Here is a 16792-nt window from a genome sequence, read left to right as displayed (position 1 = left end):
GTATCACTATGGCTAATCAACGGGATAAAGGCCCCGCACGTCGCCGCTTTTTACGCGATGTAGCACGTAGCGCAGGCGGCTTAGCTGGCCTGACGCTGCTGCTGGGGATACCACAAAAACAGTCTCAGGCACGAGAGGGCGTGGCTTTGCGTCCTCCTGGTGCACTACCGGAAGAGGCGTTTAACCGCGCCTGTATTCGCTGCGGGCAATGTGTGCAGGACTGTCCTTACGACACGCTGAAGCTGGCTACATTATTGTCGCCGGTTTCGTCGGGTACACCGTATTTTGTGGCGCGTCAGATCCCTTGTGAGATGTGCGAGGATATTCCTTGCGTGAAAGCCTGTCCAAGTGGCGCCCTCGATTCATCTTTAACAGATATTGATCGGTCTCGTATGGGACTGGCGGTACTACTGGATCACGAAAACTGCCTGAACTGGCAGGGATTACGCTGCGATGTTTGCCATCGTGTTTGTCCATTAATCAACAAAGCCATTACGTTGGAACTGCATCGTAATGAGCGTACCGATATGCACGCCAAGTTTTTACCGACGGTGCACAGTGATTACTGTACCGGCTGTGGTAAATGCGAAGAAGCCTGTGTATTGGAGGAAGCGGCGATTAAAGTGCTGCCTCTGTCGTTGGCGTTGGGCAAGCTGGGGCAACACTATCGGTTAGGATGGGTAGAGAAAGATAAGGCCGGGCATTCGTTAATTCCTGAAGCCTTAACGCTACCAACCCGTAAACCGGATGGGGGGCAGTAATGGCAAATGCACCTAAGCAAGCAGGCTATGAAGCACAGGTGAAGTATGGCTGGTGGTACAGTCATCGCTTTCTGGTTTTACGCCGTATCAGCCAATTACTTATTCTGATGATGTTCCTGACCGGGCCTTTGCTTGGCATGTGGATATTACGCGGTAACTTCAGTGGCAGTATGTTGCTGGACGTTATTCCGTTAAGCGATCCATTAATCGTGCTGCAAAGCTTGGCTGGGGGACACATACCGGAGATTCCGGTTGAGTTAGGATGGGCTGCTTGGTCTGAATGGTATGCCTTGATAGGCGGTGTCATTATCGCACTGTTTTATGCTTTGTTTGCCAGCCGAGTATTTTGTGGTTGGGTCTGCCCATTGAGCTTGGTGACTGACTTTGCCGCTTGGTTACGGCGTAAGTTGGGCATTCGTAACAGCGCGTCCATTCCTGCTTCACTTCGCTACGGAATAATGATTGCTATTATTTTGGGTAGTGCAGTTAGCGGAACGCTACTGTGGGAGTGGGTTAATCCGGTATCGGCATTTGGCCGCGGTTTAATCAGTGGGTTTGGTCATTCGGCGTCTGCCGGGATTATCACCGGTCTGGTGTTTGGTTTTGGTGCCAGCATCTGGCTGATTGTGGCGGTATTCCTGTTTGATCTGCTGGTGGTTGAGCATGGCTGGTGCGGTCACCTGTGTCCGATTGGGGCGCTGTATGGTGCGATTAGCTGTAAAAGCGTGCTGCGAGTGAGCGCTGAAAATCGTCAGGATTGTACCCGCTGTATGGATTGCATCCATGTGTGTCCAGAGCCTCAGATACTTCGTGGTCCACTGTTTGGTAAACAGGAGAGCCCGCTGGTGCTGAGTAAGGAATGTATTTCCTGTGGTCGCTGTATTGATGTCTGTTCTGAGAAAGTATTTCAAATAAAAACACGATTCCATCGTTCGGGAGTAGAGGAATGAAGAGTAACGTCTTGAAAAAGCAGGTTACCTTATGGGCTATGCTAATAGCATTAGTTTCCGGCAGCGTAGCGTTTGCTGCAAATAACGGCGTTGATTTGAGTCAGTCACCGGAAGTGTCCGGCACGCCTGAAGGTTCGGTCATTATGCCTAAAGAGCAATCTCGTATTGCTCTGGATTATGTTAATCAACCGCCGATGATTCCGCATAGCGTAGAAGGCTATCAGGTGACTTCAAAGGTGAATACCTGTCTGAAATGTCACGGGGTACAGAGTTACCGTACGACCGGTGCACCGCGTATTAGCCCAACTCACTTTGTTGATAGTGATGGACACGTAAGCAGTAATGTGGCGCCGCGCCGCTATTTCTGCCAAACCTGTCACGTACCACAGGCTGACGCTGCACCGATTATTGGTAATACGTTTGAACCAGCGCCGGGATACGGTAAGTAATCGGGGGATTACAATGAGTAAAGAGAAAAAACCAGGAGTAATCCGCCGGGTATGGACTTGGTTTCGTACGCCTAGTCGTTTAGCAATTGGTACGTTATTGGTTATGGGCTTTGTTGCTGGCATCGTTTTCTGGGGTGGTTTTAACACCGGTATGGAAGTGATGAACAGCGAGAAATTCTGTATTAGCTGCCATGAGATGCGTGATAACGTCTATCAGGAATATATGGATACGGTGCACTACAGTAACCGTACTGGTGTACGTGCGGTATGTTCTGATTGCCACGTGCCGAAAGAGTTTATTCCTAAGATGGTGCGTAAAATCAAAGCCTCTAAAGAGCTGTATGGTAAAGCGATGGGACTTATCGATACGCCGCAGAAATTTGACGCTCACCGTTTAGCGATGGCGAAAAATGAGTGGTCGCGTATGGAAGCGAATAATTCGCAAGAGTGCCGTAATTGCCACAACTTTGATTATATGGACTTTACCGAGCAGAAAACGGTAGCGACCAAAATGCACAGTATGGCGATTAAAGAAGGAAAAACCTGTATTGATTGTCATAAGGGAATTGCGCATAAGCTGCCTGATATGACAGATATACCGAATGGGTTCTGATGTTGCCGATAAGGTAAATCAGTCATCGGGGATATTCCGGCCGTAAGAGCATAGTGCTGATATTAGGTGTTGTGCTTGGCCGGAAGGGCATCAGTACTCAGCTTCAGCGAGCGTAGCCCGTCTCTCACGACGATTACGTATATTAGCACTTTGTCAGCAATCTGAGCCTGCAATGAATATTGCAGGCTTTTTTTATTTGGCTTGTTTCGCGCTAAGCAGCCATTTATCCAGTTCATTAGCAAACTGTTGGCGGTCACGTTGGGTCATGCTGTTTGGGCCGCCGGTTTGTATGCCGCTGGATCGCATGGTATCCATAAAATCGCGCATGGTGAGTCGTTCGCGAATGGTCGCCGGTGAGTAACGCTCTCCGCGAGGGTTAATGGCGTTTCCTCCTTTTTCCAGTACTTCTGCTGCCAGAGGAATGTCGGCAGTGATCACCAGATCGCCGGGCTCGGTACGCTTGACGATTTCGTTGTCCGCCACATCAAAGCCGGAAGGTACCTGCAAGCTGCGAATATAGGGTGATGGTGGCGTTTTGATATATTGGTTGGCGACCAATGTGACGGTGATATGCGTACGCTCAGCCGCCCGGAATAGAACCTCTTTAATCACATTGGGGCAGGCATCTGCATCGACCCAGATTTGCATGAACAATCCTTAATTTGTATAGCGGAGTAATAAATACGATTTTTAGTGCCAATTCTGTGGGGTAATTTACCCTATCTTGATGGGAATATTTACTTATCTATTGCACTTAACGCTAAACTTACCATAATCGTGGAATATTGCAGGGTTAAACGGTGAATATGATGGAAATCCGTATCTATAAACAAGATGACTTTGAAGATGTTGTAACGTTATGGGAACGTTGTGATTTGCTGCGCCCGTGGAACGATCCTGAAACAGATATTGAACGTAAACAGTATAACAATCCTGAACTGTTTTTAGTTGCCGAGGTCGGAGGAGAGGTAGTTGGTACGATTATGGGCGGATACGATGGTCATCGTGGCTCAGCGTATTACCTTGGTGTACATCCTGATTACCGCGGTAGAGGGATCGCTAACGCCCTTATTAGCCGGCTGGAGAAGAAACTGATTGCTCGTGGCTGCCCGAAGTTACAGCTTTTGGTACGTGATGATAATGAGGCGGTTATCGGTATGTATGAGAAGTTGGGTTATGAAATTCAGGATACGGTTTGCATCGGTAAGCGTCTGATAGAAGATCAGGAATATTAAGTTGCGTAGCCCCGTTGCTCCATTTACCCGATAGGATGATAGATGAATATAAGAGTTGTTTTATTGTTGGCCCCTTTATTGCTGAGTGGATGTTCAACGATTAGTAGTTTTTCTTGGTCTAAGTTATCGCCAACTAATTGGTTTGGTAGCAGTCTGGAACTGAGCAATAACGGTTTAAGCGGTATCTCTGCTACGACGCCTCTGGATGAACGTATTTTGAATAAAACCCTGGATGGTGATTATCGTCTGCGTAAAGGGATGTCAATGTCCGGCGGCCAAATGGTTTCATATTATGAAGCGATGGACGGTGATAAAGTCGCGTTAGTTTTTCATGGTAACGCTAATAATCGGGTTAATCGTATTGAGGTTATGGATAAGAGCATCCAAACAAGTACCGGTATCCACGTAGGAACCGAGTTTAGCGATTTATATGAAAAAGCGTTTGGTGTTTGTGAAGTCGGATCTGATGATAATAGCGGTAAAGTAGTCTGTCGTTCTCGAGAAAGTCGCCTGATTACTTATGTCTTCAGCGGTGAGTGGATGGGACCCGTCACGATCATGCCATCGGATGATAAACTCCAACACTGGACGATTAGCAAAATGATTTGGCAATCGAAATAATCGCTTAAATCTTTAGTCAGATTTGAGTTAACGCATGATAGTACACTCTAATTTGGTTATTATAGTCTCATTATTTCTATTGAAGCGGCTCTGAATATAGAGCCGCTTTTTCACCGATATGAGGACTGAATAATGGCTCAGGCACAGAGTGGAATTCTGCCGGAACACTGTCGTTTTGGCATATTTATCGAAGCAAAAGTTATTGAAGCAAAAGCTGGGCGTGATTTAGAACAGATTCGTAACGGTTGTAAGCAATTCGTTAGCGCGTTAAATGACCTACAACAAAAATTCCCGGAAGCAGCATTAGGCGCGGTGGTTTCATTTGGTTCTGACCTATGGAAAAGCTTGTCTGCTGGTCAGGGTGCTGAAGAGCTAAAGCCGTTTAAACCGTTAGGCAATGGCTTGGCACCGGCGACACAGCGCGATATGTTGATCCATATTCTTTCCCAGCGTCACGATATTAACTTTACTCTGGCTCAGGCTGCGTTGAAGGCATTCGGTGATGCCATTAGCGTTGATGAAGAGACTCATGGTTTCCGTTGGACGGAAGAACGCGATCTGAGTGGTTTCGTTGATGGAACAGAAAACCCGACGGGTGATGCTCGCCCTGGCGTGGGAATTATTCCTACCGGTCAAGATGCCGGCGGCAGTTATGTGATGGTTCAGCGCTATGTGCATAATCTTGACGTTTGGAACACTATGCCGGTTAAAGCGCAGGAAAATGCGATGGGCCGCACCAAAGTTGATAATGAGGAGCTACCCTCGGATAAACGCCAACCAACCTCTCACCTTGGTCGAGTAGACCTGAAAGAAGACGGTGCTGGTTTAAAAATTATCCGTCAAAGCCTGCCGTATGGTACCGCAAGCGGCGATCATGGCCTGTTCTTTATCGCTTACTGTGCCCGTTTACACAATATTGAGCAGCAACTGTTAAGTATGTTTGGTGAAGCCGATGGTAAAACCGACCAACTCTTAAGATTCAGTAAGCCAGTTACCGGCAGCTACTATTTTGCACCGTCGCTGGATAAGCTCCTCTCACTGTAATTTTTCGTTATTCTGGCAGAATATCGAGATGGATATTCTGTCGCTTTATCTTTTACTGACGGTTACCCCGCTTAATTCTTTCCCCGATCCCGCTTCAATTCAGCATATGCTTTTTAGCTCTAAATCAGTGCTAAACGGTATATGAAAACGTTATATATAACTGAAATCTAACCATACACTATGACTTATCAGAGCGTTGTTTAATCACGCTGTTTCGACGATAAGTGGGAGTGTGAAATGAAAAAGGTATGGCTAAAAGGTTGGGTTCTGGCAACGTTGGTTGCTACGGGTTCGGTTTCTGCCGCAGAACTGTTAAACAGTTCTTATGACATTTCCCGTGAACTGTTTGCTGAAATTAATCCGCTGTTTGTCCAACAGTGGAAGCAGCAAAGCGGTGAGGACTTGACCATCAAGCAGTCTCATGCCGGTTCATCAAAACAGGCTTTAGCTATTTTACAAGGTTTAAAGGCCGATGTGGTTACCTACAATCAGGTGACGGATGTGCAGATCCTGCATGACAAAGGGAATCTGATTCCTGCCGATTGGCAGGCTCGTTTACCAAATAATAGTTCTCCTTACTACTCCACGATGGCTTTTCTGGTGCGTAAAGGTAATCCCAAAAATATTAAAGGCTGGGATGATCTGGTACGTGATGATGTAAAGCTGGTCTTTCCCAATCCTAAAACGTCCGGCAATGGTCGTTATACCTATTTAGCCGCTTGGGGAGCGACCAACCTTGCTGATGGTGGAAATGAGTCTAAAACCCGTGAATGGATGACGCGTTTTCTGAAAAACGTAGCGGTATTCGATGTGGGTGGCCGTGGGGCAACGACATCGTTCGTTGAACGTGGTTTAGGTGATGTGCTGATTAGCTTTGAGTCTGAAGTGAATAATATTCAGAAACAGTACGGCGCAGATAACTACGATGTGGTGGTGCCGGCGGTAGATATTTTGGCGGAATTCCCAGTAGCCTGGGTAGACAAGAACACGCAGCGTAATGGGACTGAAAAGCAGGCTAAAGCCTATCTGAATTTCTTATATAGCCCACAAGCTCAGCAGGTTTTTACTCGTTATAACTATCGGGTTTATGACCAAGCAACGATGAAGACCGCGAAGAACCAGTTCCCTGAGGTGAAGCTGTTTAAAATTGAAGACCAATTCGGTAGTTGGGAACAAGTAATGAAAGTTCATTTTAGTACCGACGGTGTTCTGGATCAGTTACTGGCTGTGGGACATAAAAACTAATGTTGCTATCGATACCTGCTAAGCGTGTATTACCCGGATTCTCCCTGAGTTTAGGGAGTAGTCTGTTGTTTACCTGCTTAATTCTTCTGTTGCCCATAAGTGCATTAGTAATGCAGCTTGGAAATATGAGCTGGCAGGAGTACTGGCAGGTAGTGACTCATCCACAGGTCGTGGCCGCTTATAAAGTGACCTTGTTGGCGGCGGCGGTTGCCAGCATTTTCAATGCCCTATTTGGCATGCTAATGGCTTGGATTCTAACTCGTTATCGCTTCCCGGGGCGCACCTTGTTGGATGGGTTGATGGATTTACCTTTTGCATTGCCGACGGCGGTGGCGGGTTTAACGCTGGCCAGTCTGTTTTCTACGACCGGATGGTACGGTACATGGTTAGCGGAATTAGGCATTAAAGTTTCTTTTACTTGGTTAGGCATCGCGTTAGCCATGGCATTTACCAGTATTCCTTTTGTGGTTAGAACGGTACAGCCAGTATTGGAAGAACTGGGGCCGGAATATGAAGAGGCGGCTGAAACGTTAGGCGCCAGCCGCTGGCAGAGTTTTCGTCGGGTGGTATTACCTGAAGTGGCACCAGCATTAATGACCGGTACCGTTTTGTCGTTTACTCGCAGTCTGGGTGAGTTTGGCGCAGTGATTTTTATTGCTGGCAACATGGCCTGGAAAACTGAAGTGACTTCACTGATGATTTTTATCCGTTTGCAGGAGTTTAACTATGCGGCGGCCAGCGCGATTGCTTCAGTGATTCTGGCGGCGTCTCTGGTTCTGCTGTTTTTTGCTAACGTATTGCAAAGCCGCTACGGTAAACGTGTTGGAGGCCATTGATGACGGATTTTTCTTATTCTCAAGATTCAGGAATAAGCCAGATCAACTGGGGAAAGTGGGCGCTGATTATCGTTGGCGTCACCATTTCTATACTGCTGTTGGTGATACCGATGATAGCGATTTTTATCACCGCTTTTTCTGCCGGTGTTGCAGCGCTATGGAATAACTTAATCGATCCGGATATGTTGCATGCTTTGTGGTTAACGGTGTTGATCGCGCTGATTACCGTGCCGATTAATCTGGTGTTCGGTACGCTTCTGGCATGGTTGGTGACACGTTTTCAGTTTCGCGGTCGTCAACTGCTGTTAACGCTCATTGATATTCCCTTTGCCGTGTCGCCAGTGGTCGCTGGTTTATTGTATCTCCTGTTATACGGTTCTAACGGCGTAGTAGGTGGTTGGCTGGAATCCCATAATATTCAACTGATGTTCTCATGGCAGGGGATGGCGCTGGTGACTATTTTTGTTACCTGTCCATTTGTAGTCCGTGAGCTGGTGCCAGTGATGATGAGTCAAGGCAGTCAGGAGGATGAGGCCGCAGTATTGTTGGGGGCATCCGGTTGGCAGATGTTCTATCGGGTAACGCTACCGAATATTCGTTGGGCGCTGTTGTATGGTGTGGTACTGACTAACGCCCGAGCAATTGGTGAATTTGGGGCGGTATCCGTCGTTTCGGGCTCTGTACGTGGTGAAACCTATACTTTGCCGTTACAGGTTGAGCTCTTGCATCAGGATTATAACACTGCCGCCGCTTTTACCGCCGCGGGACTGTTGACCTTAATGGCGATTGTGACGCTGTTTTTAAAAAGTACGCTTCAGTGGCGTATCGCTCGTCAGAAGAAAAACGATATTGTGGAGATGAATCATGAGCATTGAGATTAAAGGCATTAATAAATACTTTGACCGTACTAAGGTATTGCAGGATATCTCTCTGGATATCAATTCTGGCGAGATGTTGGCGCTATTAGGCCCATCGGGCTCTGGTAAAACGACGTTGCTAAGAATTATTGCTGGGCTGGAGTATCAAAATTCTGGCCAGCTGAGCTTTAATGGTAAAGACGTCAGCCGAGTTCACGCTCGCGATCGTCAGGTTGGCTTTGTTTTCCAGCACTACGCTTTATTCCGCCATATGTCGGTGTTTGACAATGTCGCTTTTGGATTGAGCGTATTACCGGGTCATCGACGTCCAACGCCAGCCGCGATTAAGCAGAAAGTCGATAATTTGCTGGAAATGGTGCAGCTTGGACACCTTGGTAATCGTTTTCCATCTCAGCTATCCGGTGGTCAACGTCAACGGGTCGCCTTAGCCAGAGCGTTAGCGGTCGATCCCCAAATATTATTGCTGGATGAACCCTTCGGTGCGTTGGATGCTCAGGTACGTAAAGAATTACGTAGTTGGTTACGTCAGTTACATCAGGAACTGAAATTTACCAGCGTGTTTGTGACTCACGACCAAGAAGAAGCGATGGAAATTGCCGATCGGGTAGTGGTGATGAGTCAGGGACATATTGAACAGGTTGGTACACCGGATGAAGTGATGCGTGAGCCTGAGAGTCGCTTTGTGTTGGAGTTTCTGGGTGAGGTCAATCGAATTCAGGGTGAGATTAAAGGCAACCGCTTATTGATTGGTCAGCATCACTGGCCGTTAGAAGTGTCCCCACTTGATCAGGGAGTGGTAGAGCTTTATCTGCGTCCGTGGGAAGTGGAGCTCAGCACTAGTGTGACTCAACATTGCGTATTACCGGTTGTGGTCGCCGATAGCATTCCTAAAGGGCATTATTGGCAACTAACGTTACAACCGGTGGGTTGGCAAGGTGAACCACTTAACGTCACGTTTAGCCATGAGCATGGTATGCCGCCGAAGAAAGGTGAACACTATTTTATCGGTGGTGAGCGTGCTCGTTTGTATGCCGGGGAGCGTTTGCTACAGCAGACTTTTCCTTATGCTAAAAGTGCCTAAGGTACTAAACTGAATAACTATTGGTATTTGTCAGGGAATCATTGTGTCAACTTTAGAAGACTATATCGGTAATACCCCGTTAGTGAAATTACAGCGTTTAACGCAAGATTTGCAGAGTGACATTTGGGTTAAGTTGGAAGGAAATAATCCGGCGGGTTCGGTAAAAGATCGTGCAGCGCTGGCAATGATTCAAAATGCAGAACTGCGCGGTGAGATTCGCCCCGGAGATAGACTGATAGAGGCAACTAGCGGTAACACCGGCATTGCGTTGGCAATGATTGCTGCGCTAAAGGGGTATGCTTTACGGCTGATTATGCCGGAAAACATGAGTCTTGAACGACAAGCCTCCATGCGCGCTTATGGCGCAGAGTTGGTGCTGGTTAGCCGAGAGCAAGGGATGGAAGGGGCTCGGGATTTAGCTCAGCAAATGGCCGATGCCGGAGAGGGAACGATTCTGGATCAGTTTAATAACAATGATAATCCTTATGCTCATTTCACCACTACGGGGCCGGAAATTTGGCAGCAGACGAGCGGAAAGGTCAGCCACTTTGTTTCTAGCATGGGCACTACCGGGACGATTACCGGCGTTAGTCGCTATCTAAAATCACAAAATGAGCACATTCAGGTTATTGGCTTACAGCCAGCGGAAGGAAGCAGTATTCCAGGTATTCGCCGCTGGTCGCCGGGGTATCTGCCGGGGATTTTTCGCCCCGAGTTAGTTGATCAGGTACTGGATATTACTCAGGCAGAAGCAGAGCAGACCATGAAACAGCTGGCAACCCGTGAAGGTATCTTCTGTGGTGTGAGTTCTGGTGGCGCGGTTGCCGGGGCATTACGTATCGCTGCACAGCATAAAAATGCGTTAATTGTTACGGTGATTTGCGATCGAGGCGATCGCTATTTATCAACCGGCGTTTTTAATGGCTGATGAGATGGTGATTGATTCATTGATTGAAAAACATAATCACCGAGCGCAATCAGGCTGAAATAGTTCCCGGCGCTAACTGGCGTCGGGTCGACCATTCTCGATTTATTCCCGCTCTAACGCATGTATGGGATCCATTTGTGCCGCGCGACGCGCCGGGAAGAAACCAAATATCACACCGATTAAGGTCGAGCAGATAAATGCGGCCACAATCGAGGTGATGGAATAAATCATCGAAAAGCTACTGACCAAACTATCAAAAATAGCGCCAATCCCCAGCGCTAGTCCAACACCCAATGTACCGCCAAGCAGACAGACCAATATAGCTTCGATTAAGAACTGCTGCATGATGTCGCTGGATCGCGCTCCAACCGCCATACGAACGCCAATTTCTCGAGTCCGTTCTGTGACTGATACCAGCATGATATTCATCACGCCGATACCGCCAACAATAAGAGAAATAACCGCAATCATCGAAACGAGTAGAGTCATGGTGGCCGTGGTTTTTTCAATAGTTTGACGGATATTATCGGTATTGAAAATAAAGAAGTCTTGCGTGCCATGGCGCTGGGTTAACAGCTTAGTGACGCCTTGTTCGGCGACATCCATATCAATATTATCTTTAATCCGCACGGTAATACTTCTGAGATAAGATTGACCTAGCATACGATTCATGACGGTGGTGTAAGGTAGCCAAACGTTCAGGCTTTCGCTGCTACCGAAACCACCTTGCTGCTCTTTGGCTACGCCAATAATTCGCGCCGGAAGGTTACCCAGTAAAATAACCTGACCGAGTGGATTACTGTTTTTGCCAAACAGTTTCTCTCTGGTATTGGCATCAATCACTACATCCTGAGCCAGCGAATCGACACTGCTCTGGTTGAAGGACATACCTAATTCCATTTTATAGCCGCGCACATCGAAAAACTGTTGACCTACACCGTTCACCGTACCGCTAACAGACTGGTTATTAACCCGAAAGATGGTAGAAGTAGATATGCTGGGCGTCACGCTGTGCACATAGCTTTGTTGACTGAGGGCATCGGCATCACTGGCTCTGAGCGTATGAATGCTACCGGCTTTTTGATCGCCAAAATCACTGCCGGGAAATACCTCGAGTGTGCTGGTGCCCATTGAACTGATATCAGCCAGAATTTTCTGCCGTGAACCTTCGCCAAGGGCGACCACCGAAACCACGGAGGCAATACCGATAATAATGCCCAGCATGGTGAGAAACGTGCGTAGGCGCTGGGAAAACATGGCCAATAAGGCCATTTTAAAGGCATCGACAAAACGATCGCGTAGGGCCAGCCAGCCGTTGTTGGTTTTAGTCGAATGGGAGGAAGAATCACGTTTGGCTGTAGTGACATTCTGTTGTTGGTGATTAACGCGGTCAGCAATAATACTGCCATCGCTGATTTCAATAATCCGTTCAGCATGTTCAGCGATTTGCATATCATGGGTAACAATAACCACGGTATGGCCTTGTTGATGCAAGTCTTTGAGGATTTTAAGCACTTCCTGACCGCTGTGCTTATCCAGCGCGCCGGTTGGTTCATCCGCCAAAATAATCTGACCACCGTTCATTAACGCCCGCGCGATACTGACCCGCTGTTGTTGGCCACCGGATAGTTGGCTTGGGCGATAGCTGGTTCTCTCTTCCAACCCAAGTCTGGTGAGTAGGGCAATGGCGCGTTCTTTGCGTTTTTGACGTTCGGTGCCAGCATAGATGGCGGGAACTTCCACATTACTCGCCGCGGTTAAATCACCGAGTAAATGATAGCGCTGAAAGATAAAGCCAAAATGTTCCCGACGTAGTTCGGCGAGATCGTCCGGTGCCAGTTGGTTAGTTGCTCGGCCAGCGATGCGATAGGTTCCGCTACTGGGTTTATCCAGACAGCCAAGAATATTCATTAACGTTGATTTGCCCGAACCGGAGGCACCCACGATAGCCACCATTTCGCCGGAGTGAATGGTTAGATGAATATCTTTTAAAACGGTAACGGTTTGCTCACCTGCAGGAAACTGTCGGGTGATGTTATCTAGCTGCAGTAATGGTTGAGGCATTAGATTACATCCCAATCTGCATATGTTTGGATTGAGCTGAATCTCCCCAGCTACCTTCGCTAATAATGACGTTTTCACCTTCATTCAGGCCGGAGATAATCTGTACATCGACATTGTTGTTAATGCCGGTTTTAACTTTTTTCTGTAAGATTTTTCCTGACGCATCGACCACTTGTATCGTTGCGTTGCCATCATGGTCTACCTGATTTAGCGCAGTGGCAGGGATGACGATGGCATCCTTCGCTTGATCCAGAATAATATACACTTGAGCGGTCATAGAAATACGCAGCTTGCCATCAGGATTCTCTACGTCAAACAGCCCATTATAATAGATAGCGTTGGTGGTGGTATTGGATGAACCGGATGTTGAACTATCGCTGGTATTAATGGAGTCGGGAGCTGGCTCTATTGCTCGTAGTTTGGCGTTATAGCGCTTACCAGACTCACCCAAGATAGTGAAATAGACCGGCATACCCACTTTAACTTTTGGCACATCTGCTTCAGAAATTTGTGCCTTGATGGTCATCGTATCTAATTGGGCTACTTTCAGGATGGTGGGGGCGCTTTGTACGGCGTTAACGGTCTGCCCTTCCTCTACAGGGATGGCCACAACCACACCATCAATGGGAGAACTGATTTTGGCATAGCCCAGATTCAGTTTTGCGGTATCCATGGCAATTTGCGCTTGAACAATCTGTGCGTCAAGTGATTCTATTTCTGCTTTCGTCGCATCCAGTTGAGCTTTAGCGCTGTCATAATCGGCCTGTGCGCCGACGCCCTTAGCCAGAATTTGACGCTGGCGTTCGAAGGATTGCTGATTGTTTTTTAGAGTAGCCAACTGAGCCTGACGACGTGCCAGTACGCTTTTTAAACCGGCTTCGGCATTTTGTAGTTCGTTCTTTTGTGGTAAATCATCGATTTCCGCCAGAGCCTGGCCCTTGCTGACCTTATCTCCCAGCTCAACGAACAACGCTTTAATTTGACCGGAGACTTGGGCACCAACATTGACTTGCTTAAGAGCTTTAATGGAACCATCAGCCAGAACGGTTCGTTCTATGTTGGCCTTGGTTGCAGGAACAGTGATGTAATTGGGTTTCACTGTTTCAGTGAAAAAGTATGCTTTTATCAACCAACCGACGAGAAGAATACCCGCTAACAACAGTATATATCGTAGTTTAAATGTTGGTAGTTGCATAAATTTGAGTAACCTTAAAAATAGAACAGCAGAAAAAGAGACGGTAAGTTGATGAGTCTATTCTTTAATATGTTGTCATGTACAACGAGTTTACTCGTAATGGCGTAAACTGCGTATCAAGAAAATGTAAGGTTTCAGTAAAACTGGCTGCATATTGCAATTGAAGGCGTAAAAATAGGTAATATAAAGCGAATAATAATCGGGAGACAATATGCGAATTCTTTTGGTCGATGATGATGTTGAACTTGGCAATATGCTGCAAGAGTACCTACAGGCTGAAGGATTCTCAGCAAGCGTGGTTTTAACCGGCCAGGCCGGTATTGATGGCGCGATGTCAGGTGAATATGCCGCGATGATCTTGGATATTATGCTGCCGGATATGAGCGGTATTGATGTATTGAATAAAGTGCGTAAAAAGAGCCGTATACCGATTATTATGTTGACCGCGAAAGGGGATAATATCGATCGGGTCATCGGGCTAGAAATGGGCGCGGATGATTATGTACCAAAACCGTGTTATCCACGAGAGCTGGTCGCTCGCTTACGTGCTGTGTTAAGGCGTTTTGAAGAGCATATTGAACCTCAGGATGACTCGATTATTCATTTAGGCCATTTACGATTGGATTCTTTACAGCGTACAAGTGAATGGCAAGGTGAACTCTTTGAATTAACCGCGTCTGAATTCAATCTGTTGATGCTATTGATGAAAGGCAAAGATCGGGTGGTTTCCAAGGATGAATTGTCAGAAACCGGGCTAGGGCGTCCTCGAGAAGCTTATGACCGCAGCGTTGATGTACATATTAGTAATATTCGTCAGAAGCTGAGTGTGATTGCCGGTGATGCCTTGTCTATTGAAACCGTGCGCAGTATTGGCTATCGCATTAGGTAACAAGATTATGCGCCGAAGTCTTTTTTGGAAAATTCTGATTGGTTTCTGGATCACCTTTATTGTGATCACTCAGGCCGTTTGGCTGGTGTTCTATTATTATGCCAGTCAAAAAGAACCCTTCGAGAATCGTATTGCTAACCGTATCGTTTCGCTGCAGTTTACTGCGGCGGTGTCGGTTTTAGAGGCGGAAGGGATTGATGGATTAAACCGGATGACTGATGGATGGCCAGTAAACGATCAGCGTCATATCGCAGTAATCTATCTGAAAATCCCCCTTACCGAGCGTACAGAACGTACTTCATTAATCCCATTAACGGATGACGTAAAGGTGGAACACGTTAGGGGAGGGGATGGGAAAAACTACCTGCTAAAATATGATGTAGAAGCGCTGCGCAAAGAGTATCGACCAAAGCGATCCAGCAGAATACCTTTTTTCAATTTACCTAACCCTTTGTTAATCTTGGGAGGAATCGGTGGCTTTCTATTTAGCGCAATATTAGCATGGCATTTAACCAAACCTATGCGCCAGTTGCGTTCTGGTTTTGATCGCGTAGCCCAAGGAGATCTTGAAGTTCGTCTCTATCCGATTATGAGCCAACGTCGGGATGAACTCAGTGATATGGCTCGTGATTTTGACTCCATGGTTGAACGATTGAAACTGTTAGTGGGTGCCAGAGAAGCCTTGTTACATGATGTCTCGCATGAGCTACGTACACCATTGGCTCGCCTACAGTTGGCGATTGGTTTAGCCCGTCAGAATCCGCAGAATGTGGAAAATTCTTTGCAGCGTATTGAACATGAATCAGTACGGCTGGATAAGATGATTGGCGAGCTGTTAACACTTTCGCGTACTGATGCGACTGGCATATCCGATGAGGAATACTTTGACCTGTACGGTTTGTTAGAAGCGGTTGTTAGCGATGTGAACTATGAGGCTCAAATTCCTGGGGTTAAAATTATCCTACAGGCGGAAAGCGATATTCAGGAAGACGCTACGGTGAAAGGTAATTCGGAACTGATGCGCCGAGCGGTTGAAAATATTGTACGCAATGCATTACGCTTCTCCAGTAAAGGTCAAACCATATGGGTTGAACTCACCAAAGCAGAAAATGATTTGGTTATTCAGGTGAGGGATCAAGGGCCTGGAGTTGATGAGGATAAATTATCCAGTATTTTTGACCCTTTTGTACGTGTGAAATCGGCTTCAGCAGGAAAAGGTTATGGTCTGGGGCTGGCGATTGCACGCAAAGTGGTTAAAGCGCACGGTGGTGGCATTGAAGCGAAAAATATTAGCCCGCACGGTTTGGAAATTAGTATTCATTTGCCGTCTTGGCAAAGTAGTGCCGTGATATAAAGCGGGTTAATCAGATCATAAAAATGGCGCCAAAAGGCGCCATTTTTATTGAATGAGGGTAATCTTATTTTTTAATACGGATAACCGGTGTTTCTCCCACAACAACGGTGCCGCTGAGTTTAGTCAGCTCTTTAATTTCATCCATATTAGAAATAACTACAGGCGTCAGAGTGGATTTAGCTTTTTCTTCCAGCAAGGCCAGATCAAATTCAATGACTAAATCGCCTTTCTTCACGTGTTGGCCTTCTTCAGCAATACGCTTAAAGCCTTCGCCTTTCAGTTCAACAGTATCAATACCAAAGTGAACAAACAGTTCAATACCACTATCAGATTCGATAGAAAAGGCATGGTTAGTTTCAAAAATTTTACCAATTGTGCCATCTACCGGAGCGACCATTTTGTTGCCAGTAGGTTTGATTGCAATACCATCACCCACAATTTTTTCAGCAAATACAACGTCTGGAACATCTTCAATATTGACTATTTCACCGGACAGCGGAGCAACAATTTCTATGCTGCCAGCGTCTTTCTTATCATCAGAAACAAGTTGTTTCAGCTTATCGAACAGACCCATGGTTTTCTCCTCAGCAATAATATTTTTAATCGGCATTGCCTTATACCAATCCATCGTTATCGCTATTCTACATGT

General features: G+C 46.7%; 18 protein-coding genes. 14 read left to right on the top strand and 4 right to left on the bottom strand.

Going from position 1 to position 16792, the window contains the following annotated elements:
• Positions 1 to 8: 8 nt before the first annotated feature.
• Genes napG through napC form a run of 4 tightly spaced genes read left to right on the top strand, consistent with a single transcriptional unit; the run spans position 9 to position 2773 of the window.
• Positions 9 to 761, top strand: a complete 753-nt coding sequence (gene napG, locus BMZ28_RS11320; protein WP_047781630.1) for a ferredoxin-type protein NapG — start codon at positions 9 to 11, stop codon at positions 759 to 761.
• Positions 761 to 1711 (top strand): quinol dehydrogenase ferredoxin subunit NapH, encoded by a 951-nt coding sequence (locus BMZ28_RS11315; RefSeq protein ID WP_074823292.1) that lies wholly within the window; start codon positions 761 to 763, stop codon positions 1709 to 1711. The genes napG and BMZ28_RS11315 overlap by 1 nt, the downstream gene beginning before the upstream one ends.
• Entirely contained in the window at positions 1708 to 2160 is a 453-nt protein-coding gene (gene napB / locus BMZ28_RS11310) for a nitrate reductase cytochrome c-type subunit (protein ID WP_074823290.1), read from the top strand. Before BMZ28_RS11315 ends, napB begins: the two co-directional genes overlap by 4 nt.
• A 13-nt stretch (positions 2161 to 2173) precedes the next feature.
• The gene (napC, locus tag BMZ28_RS11305) at positions 2174 to 2773 is read left to right on the top strand and encodes a cytochrome c-type protein NapC (protein ID WP_047781627.1); all 600 of its coding nucleotides are present in this window, start codon (positions 2174 to 2176) and stop codon (positions 2771 to 2773) included.
• Positions 2774 to 2965: 192 nt separating this feature from the next.
• Here the strand turns inward: napC and BMZ28_RS11300 are convergent, their stop codons facing one another.
• The gene (locus tag BMZ28_RS11300) at positions 2966 to 3421 is read right to left on the bottom strand and encodes a YaiI/YqxD family protein (RefSeq protein ID WP_047781626.1); all 456 of its coding nucleotides are present in this window, start codon (positions 3419 to 3421) and stop codon (positions 2966 to 2968) included.
• Positions 3422 to 3582: 161 nt separating this feature from the next.
• Between BMZ28_RS11300 and BMZ28_RS11295 the strand changes: the two genes are divergently transcribed.
• The 8 genes from BMZ28_RS11295 (at position 3583) to cysM (ending at position 10641) form a co-directional block, all read left to right on the top strand.
• Positions 3583 to 4008, top strand: coding sequence for a GNAT family acetyltransferase (locus BMZ28_RS11295; protein ID WP_047781625.1), 426 nt, complete (start codon positions 3583 to 3585; stop codon positions 4006 to 4008).
• A gap of 42 nt (positions 4009 to 4050) precedes the next feature.
• On the top strand, positions 4051 to 4629 hold the full coding sequence (locus BMZ28_RS11290) for an RpoE-regulated lipoprotein (protein WP_047781624.1): 579 nt from the start codon (positions 4051 to 4053) through the stop codon (positions 4627 to 4629).
• A 132-nt stretch (positions 4630 to 4761) separates the two neighbouring features.
• Entirely contained in the window at positions 4762 to 5673 is a 912-nt protein-coding gene (locus BMZ28_RS11285) for a Dyp-type peroxidase (protein ID WP_074823286.1), read from the top strand.
• 237 nt (positions 5674 to 5910) lie between these two features.
• Positions 5911 to 6918 carry a thiosulfate ABC transporter substrate-binding protein CysP gene (gene cysP, locus BMZ28_RS11280; RefSeq protein ID WP_074823282.1) on the top strand — a complete coding sequence of 336 codons (1008 nt, stop codon included), beginning with the start codon at positions 5911 to 5913 and terminating at the stop codon, positions 6916 to 6918.
• A 2-nt stretch (positions 6919 to 6920) separates the two neighbouring features.
• Positions 6921 to 7754: a sulfate/thiosulfate ABC transporter permease CysT gene (gene cysT / locus BMZ28_RS11275; RefSeq protein ID WP_074823480.1), complete on the top strand. Its 834-nt coding sequence runs from the start codon at positions 6921 to 6923 to the stop codon at positions 7752 to 7754.
• Positions 7754 to 8629: a sulfate/thiosulfate ABC transporter permease CysW gene (gene cysW / locus BMZ28_RS11270; protein WP_074823276.1), complete on the top strand. Its 876-nt coding sequence runs from the start codon at positions 7754 to 7756 to the stop codon at positions 8627 to 8629. The genes cysT and cysW overlap by 1 nt, the downstream gene beginning before the upstream one ends.
• A complete protein-coding gene (gene cysA, locus BMZ28_RS11265) occupies positions 8619 to 9713 on the top strand; it encodes a sulfate/thiosulfate ABC transporter ATP-binding protein CysA (protein ID WP_047781620.1) in 1095 nt (364 codons plus the stop codon). The genes cysW and cysA overlap by 11 nt, the downstream gene beginning before the upstream one ends.
• Before the next feature lie 43 nt (positions 9714 to 9756).
• A complete protein-coding gene (gene cysM / locus BMZ28_RS11260) occupies positions 9757 to 10641 on the top strand; it encodes a cysteine synthase CysM (protein WP_047781619.1) in 885 nt (294 codons plus the stop codon).
• A gap of 102 nt (positions 10642 to 10743) precedes the next feature.
• On the opposite strand, the gene BMZ28_RS11255 is transcribed toward cysM, so the two are convergent.
• On the bottom strand, positions 10744 to 12705 hold the full coding sequence (locus tag BMZ28_RS11255; protein WP_074823273.1) for a MacB family efflux pump subunit: 1962 nt from the start codon (positions 12703 to 12705) through the stop codon (positions 10744 to 10746).
• A 4-nt stretch (positions 12706 to 12709) separates the two neighbouring features.
• Positions 12710 to 13900 (bottom strand): efflux RND transporter periplasmic adaptor subunit, encoded by a 1191-nt coding sequence (locus BMZ28_RS11250; RefSeq protein ID WP_047781617.1) that lies wholly within the window; start codon positions 13898 to 13900, stop codon positions 12710 to 12712.
• A 211-nt stretch (positions 13901 to 14111) separates the two neighbouring features.
• On the opposite strand from BMZ28_RS11250, the gene BMZ28_RS11245 reads away from it, so the two are divergent.
• Entirely contained in the window at positions 14112 to 14789 is a 678-nt protein-coding gene (locus tag BMZ28_RS11245) for a response regulator transcription factor (RefSeq protein ID WP_074823270.1), read from the top strand.
• 7 nt (positions 14790 to 14796) lie between these two features.
• Positions 14797 to 16143, top strand: coding sequence for an ATP-binding protein (locus BMZ28_RS11240; RefSeq protein WP_047781615.1), 1347 nt, complete (start codon positions 14797 to 14799; stop codon positions 16141 to 16143).
• A gap of 64 nt (positions 16144 to 16207) precedes the next feature.
• On the opposite strand, the gene crr is transcribed toward BMZ28_RS11240, so the two are convergent.
• Positions 16208 to 16717 carry a PTS glucose transporter subunit IIA gene (crr, locus tag BMZ28_RS11235; RefSeq protein WP_047782723.1) on the bottom strand — a complete coding sequence of 170 codons (510 nt, stop codon included), beginning with the start codon at positions 16715 to 16717 and terminating at the stop codon, positions 16208 to 16210.
• Positions 16718 to 16792: the final 75 nt, after the last annotated feature.

The organism is Pragia fontium DSM 5563 = ATCC 49100 (assembly GCF_900112475.1).
In the GTDB taxonomy this organism is placed as follows: domain Bacteria; phylum Pseudomonadota; class Gammaproteobacteria; order Enterobacterales; family Enterobacteriaceae; genus Pragia; species Pragia fontium.
This window is presented reverse-complemented; position numbering and strand designations above follow the sequence as displayed.

Excerpts from the sequence above, each read along its gene's own strand:
- napB (WP_074823290.1), top strand. The coding sequence starts at position 1,708 with ATGAAGAGTAACGTCTTGAAAAAGCAGGTTACCTTATGGGCTATGCTA.
- napC (WP_047781627.1), top strand. The coding sequence starts at position 2,174 with ATGAGTAAAGAGAAAAAACCAGGAGTAATCCGCCGGGTATGGACTTGG.
- BMZ28_RS11290 (WP_047781624.1), top strand. The coding sequence starts at position 4,051 with ATGAATATAAGAGTTGTTTTATTGTTGGCCCCTTTATTGCTGAGTGGA.
- cysA (WP_047781620.1), top strand. The coding sequence starts at position 8,619 with ATGAGCATTGAGATTAAAGGCATTAATAAATACTTTGACCGTACTAAG.
- BMZ28_RS11295 (WP_047781625.1), top strand. The coding sequence starts at position 3,583 with ATGGAAATCCGTATCTATAAACAAGATGACTTTGAAGATGTTGTAACG.
- BMZ28_RS11245 (WP_074823270.1), top strand. The coding sequence starts at position 14,112 with ATGCGAATTCTTTTGGTCGATGATGATGTTGAACTTGGCAATATGCTG.
- BMZ28_RS11255 (WP_074823273.1), bottom strand. The coding sequence starts at position 12,705 with ATGCCTCAACCATTACTGCAGCTAGATAACATCACCCGACAGTTTCCT.
- cysP (WP_074823282.1), top strand. The coding sequence starts at position 5,911 with ATGAAAAAGGTATGGCTAAAAGGTTGGGTTCTGGCAACGTTGGTTGCT.
- napG (WP_047781630.1), top strand. The coding sequence starts at position 9 with ATGGCTAATCAACGGGATAAAGGCCCCGCACGTCGCCGCTTTTTACGC.
- crr (WP_047782723.1), bottom strand. The coding sequence starts at position 16,717 with ATGGGTCTGTTCGATAAGCTGAAACAACTTGTTTCTGATGATAAGAAA.
- cysW (WP_074823276.1), top strand. The coding sequence starts at position 7,754 with ATGACGGATTTTTCTTATTCTCAAGATTCAGGAATAAGCCAGATCAAC.
- BMZ28_RS11250 (WP_047781617.1), bottom strand. The coding sequence starts at position 13,900 with ATGCAACTACCAACATTTAAACTACGATATATACTGTTGTTAGCGGGT.
- BMZ28_RS11285 (WP_074823286.1), top strand. The coding sequence starts at position 4,762 with ATGGCTCAGGCACAGAGTGGAATTCTGCCGGAACACTGTCGTTTTGGC.
- BMZ28_RS11315 (WP_074823292.1), top strand. The coding sequence starts at position 761 with ATGGCAAATGCACCTAAGCAAGCAGGCTATGAAGCACAGGTGAAGTAT.
- BMZ28_RS11300 (WP_047781626.1), bottom strand. The coding sequence starts at position 3,421 with ATGCAAATCTGGGTCGATGCAGATGCCTGCCCCAATGTGATTAAAGAG.
- BMZ28_RS11240 (WP_047781615.1), top strand. The coding sequence starts at position 14,797 with ATGCGCCGAAGTCTTTTTTGGAAAATTCTGATTGGTTTCTGGATCACC.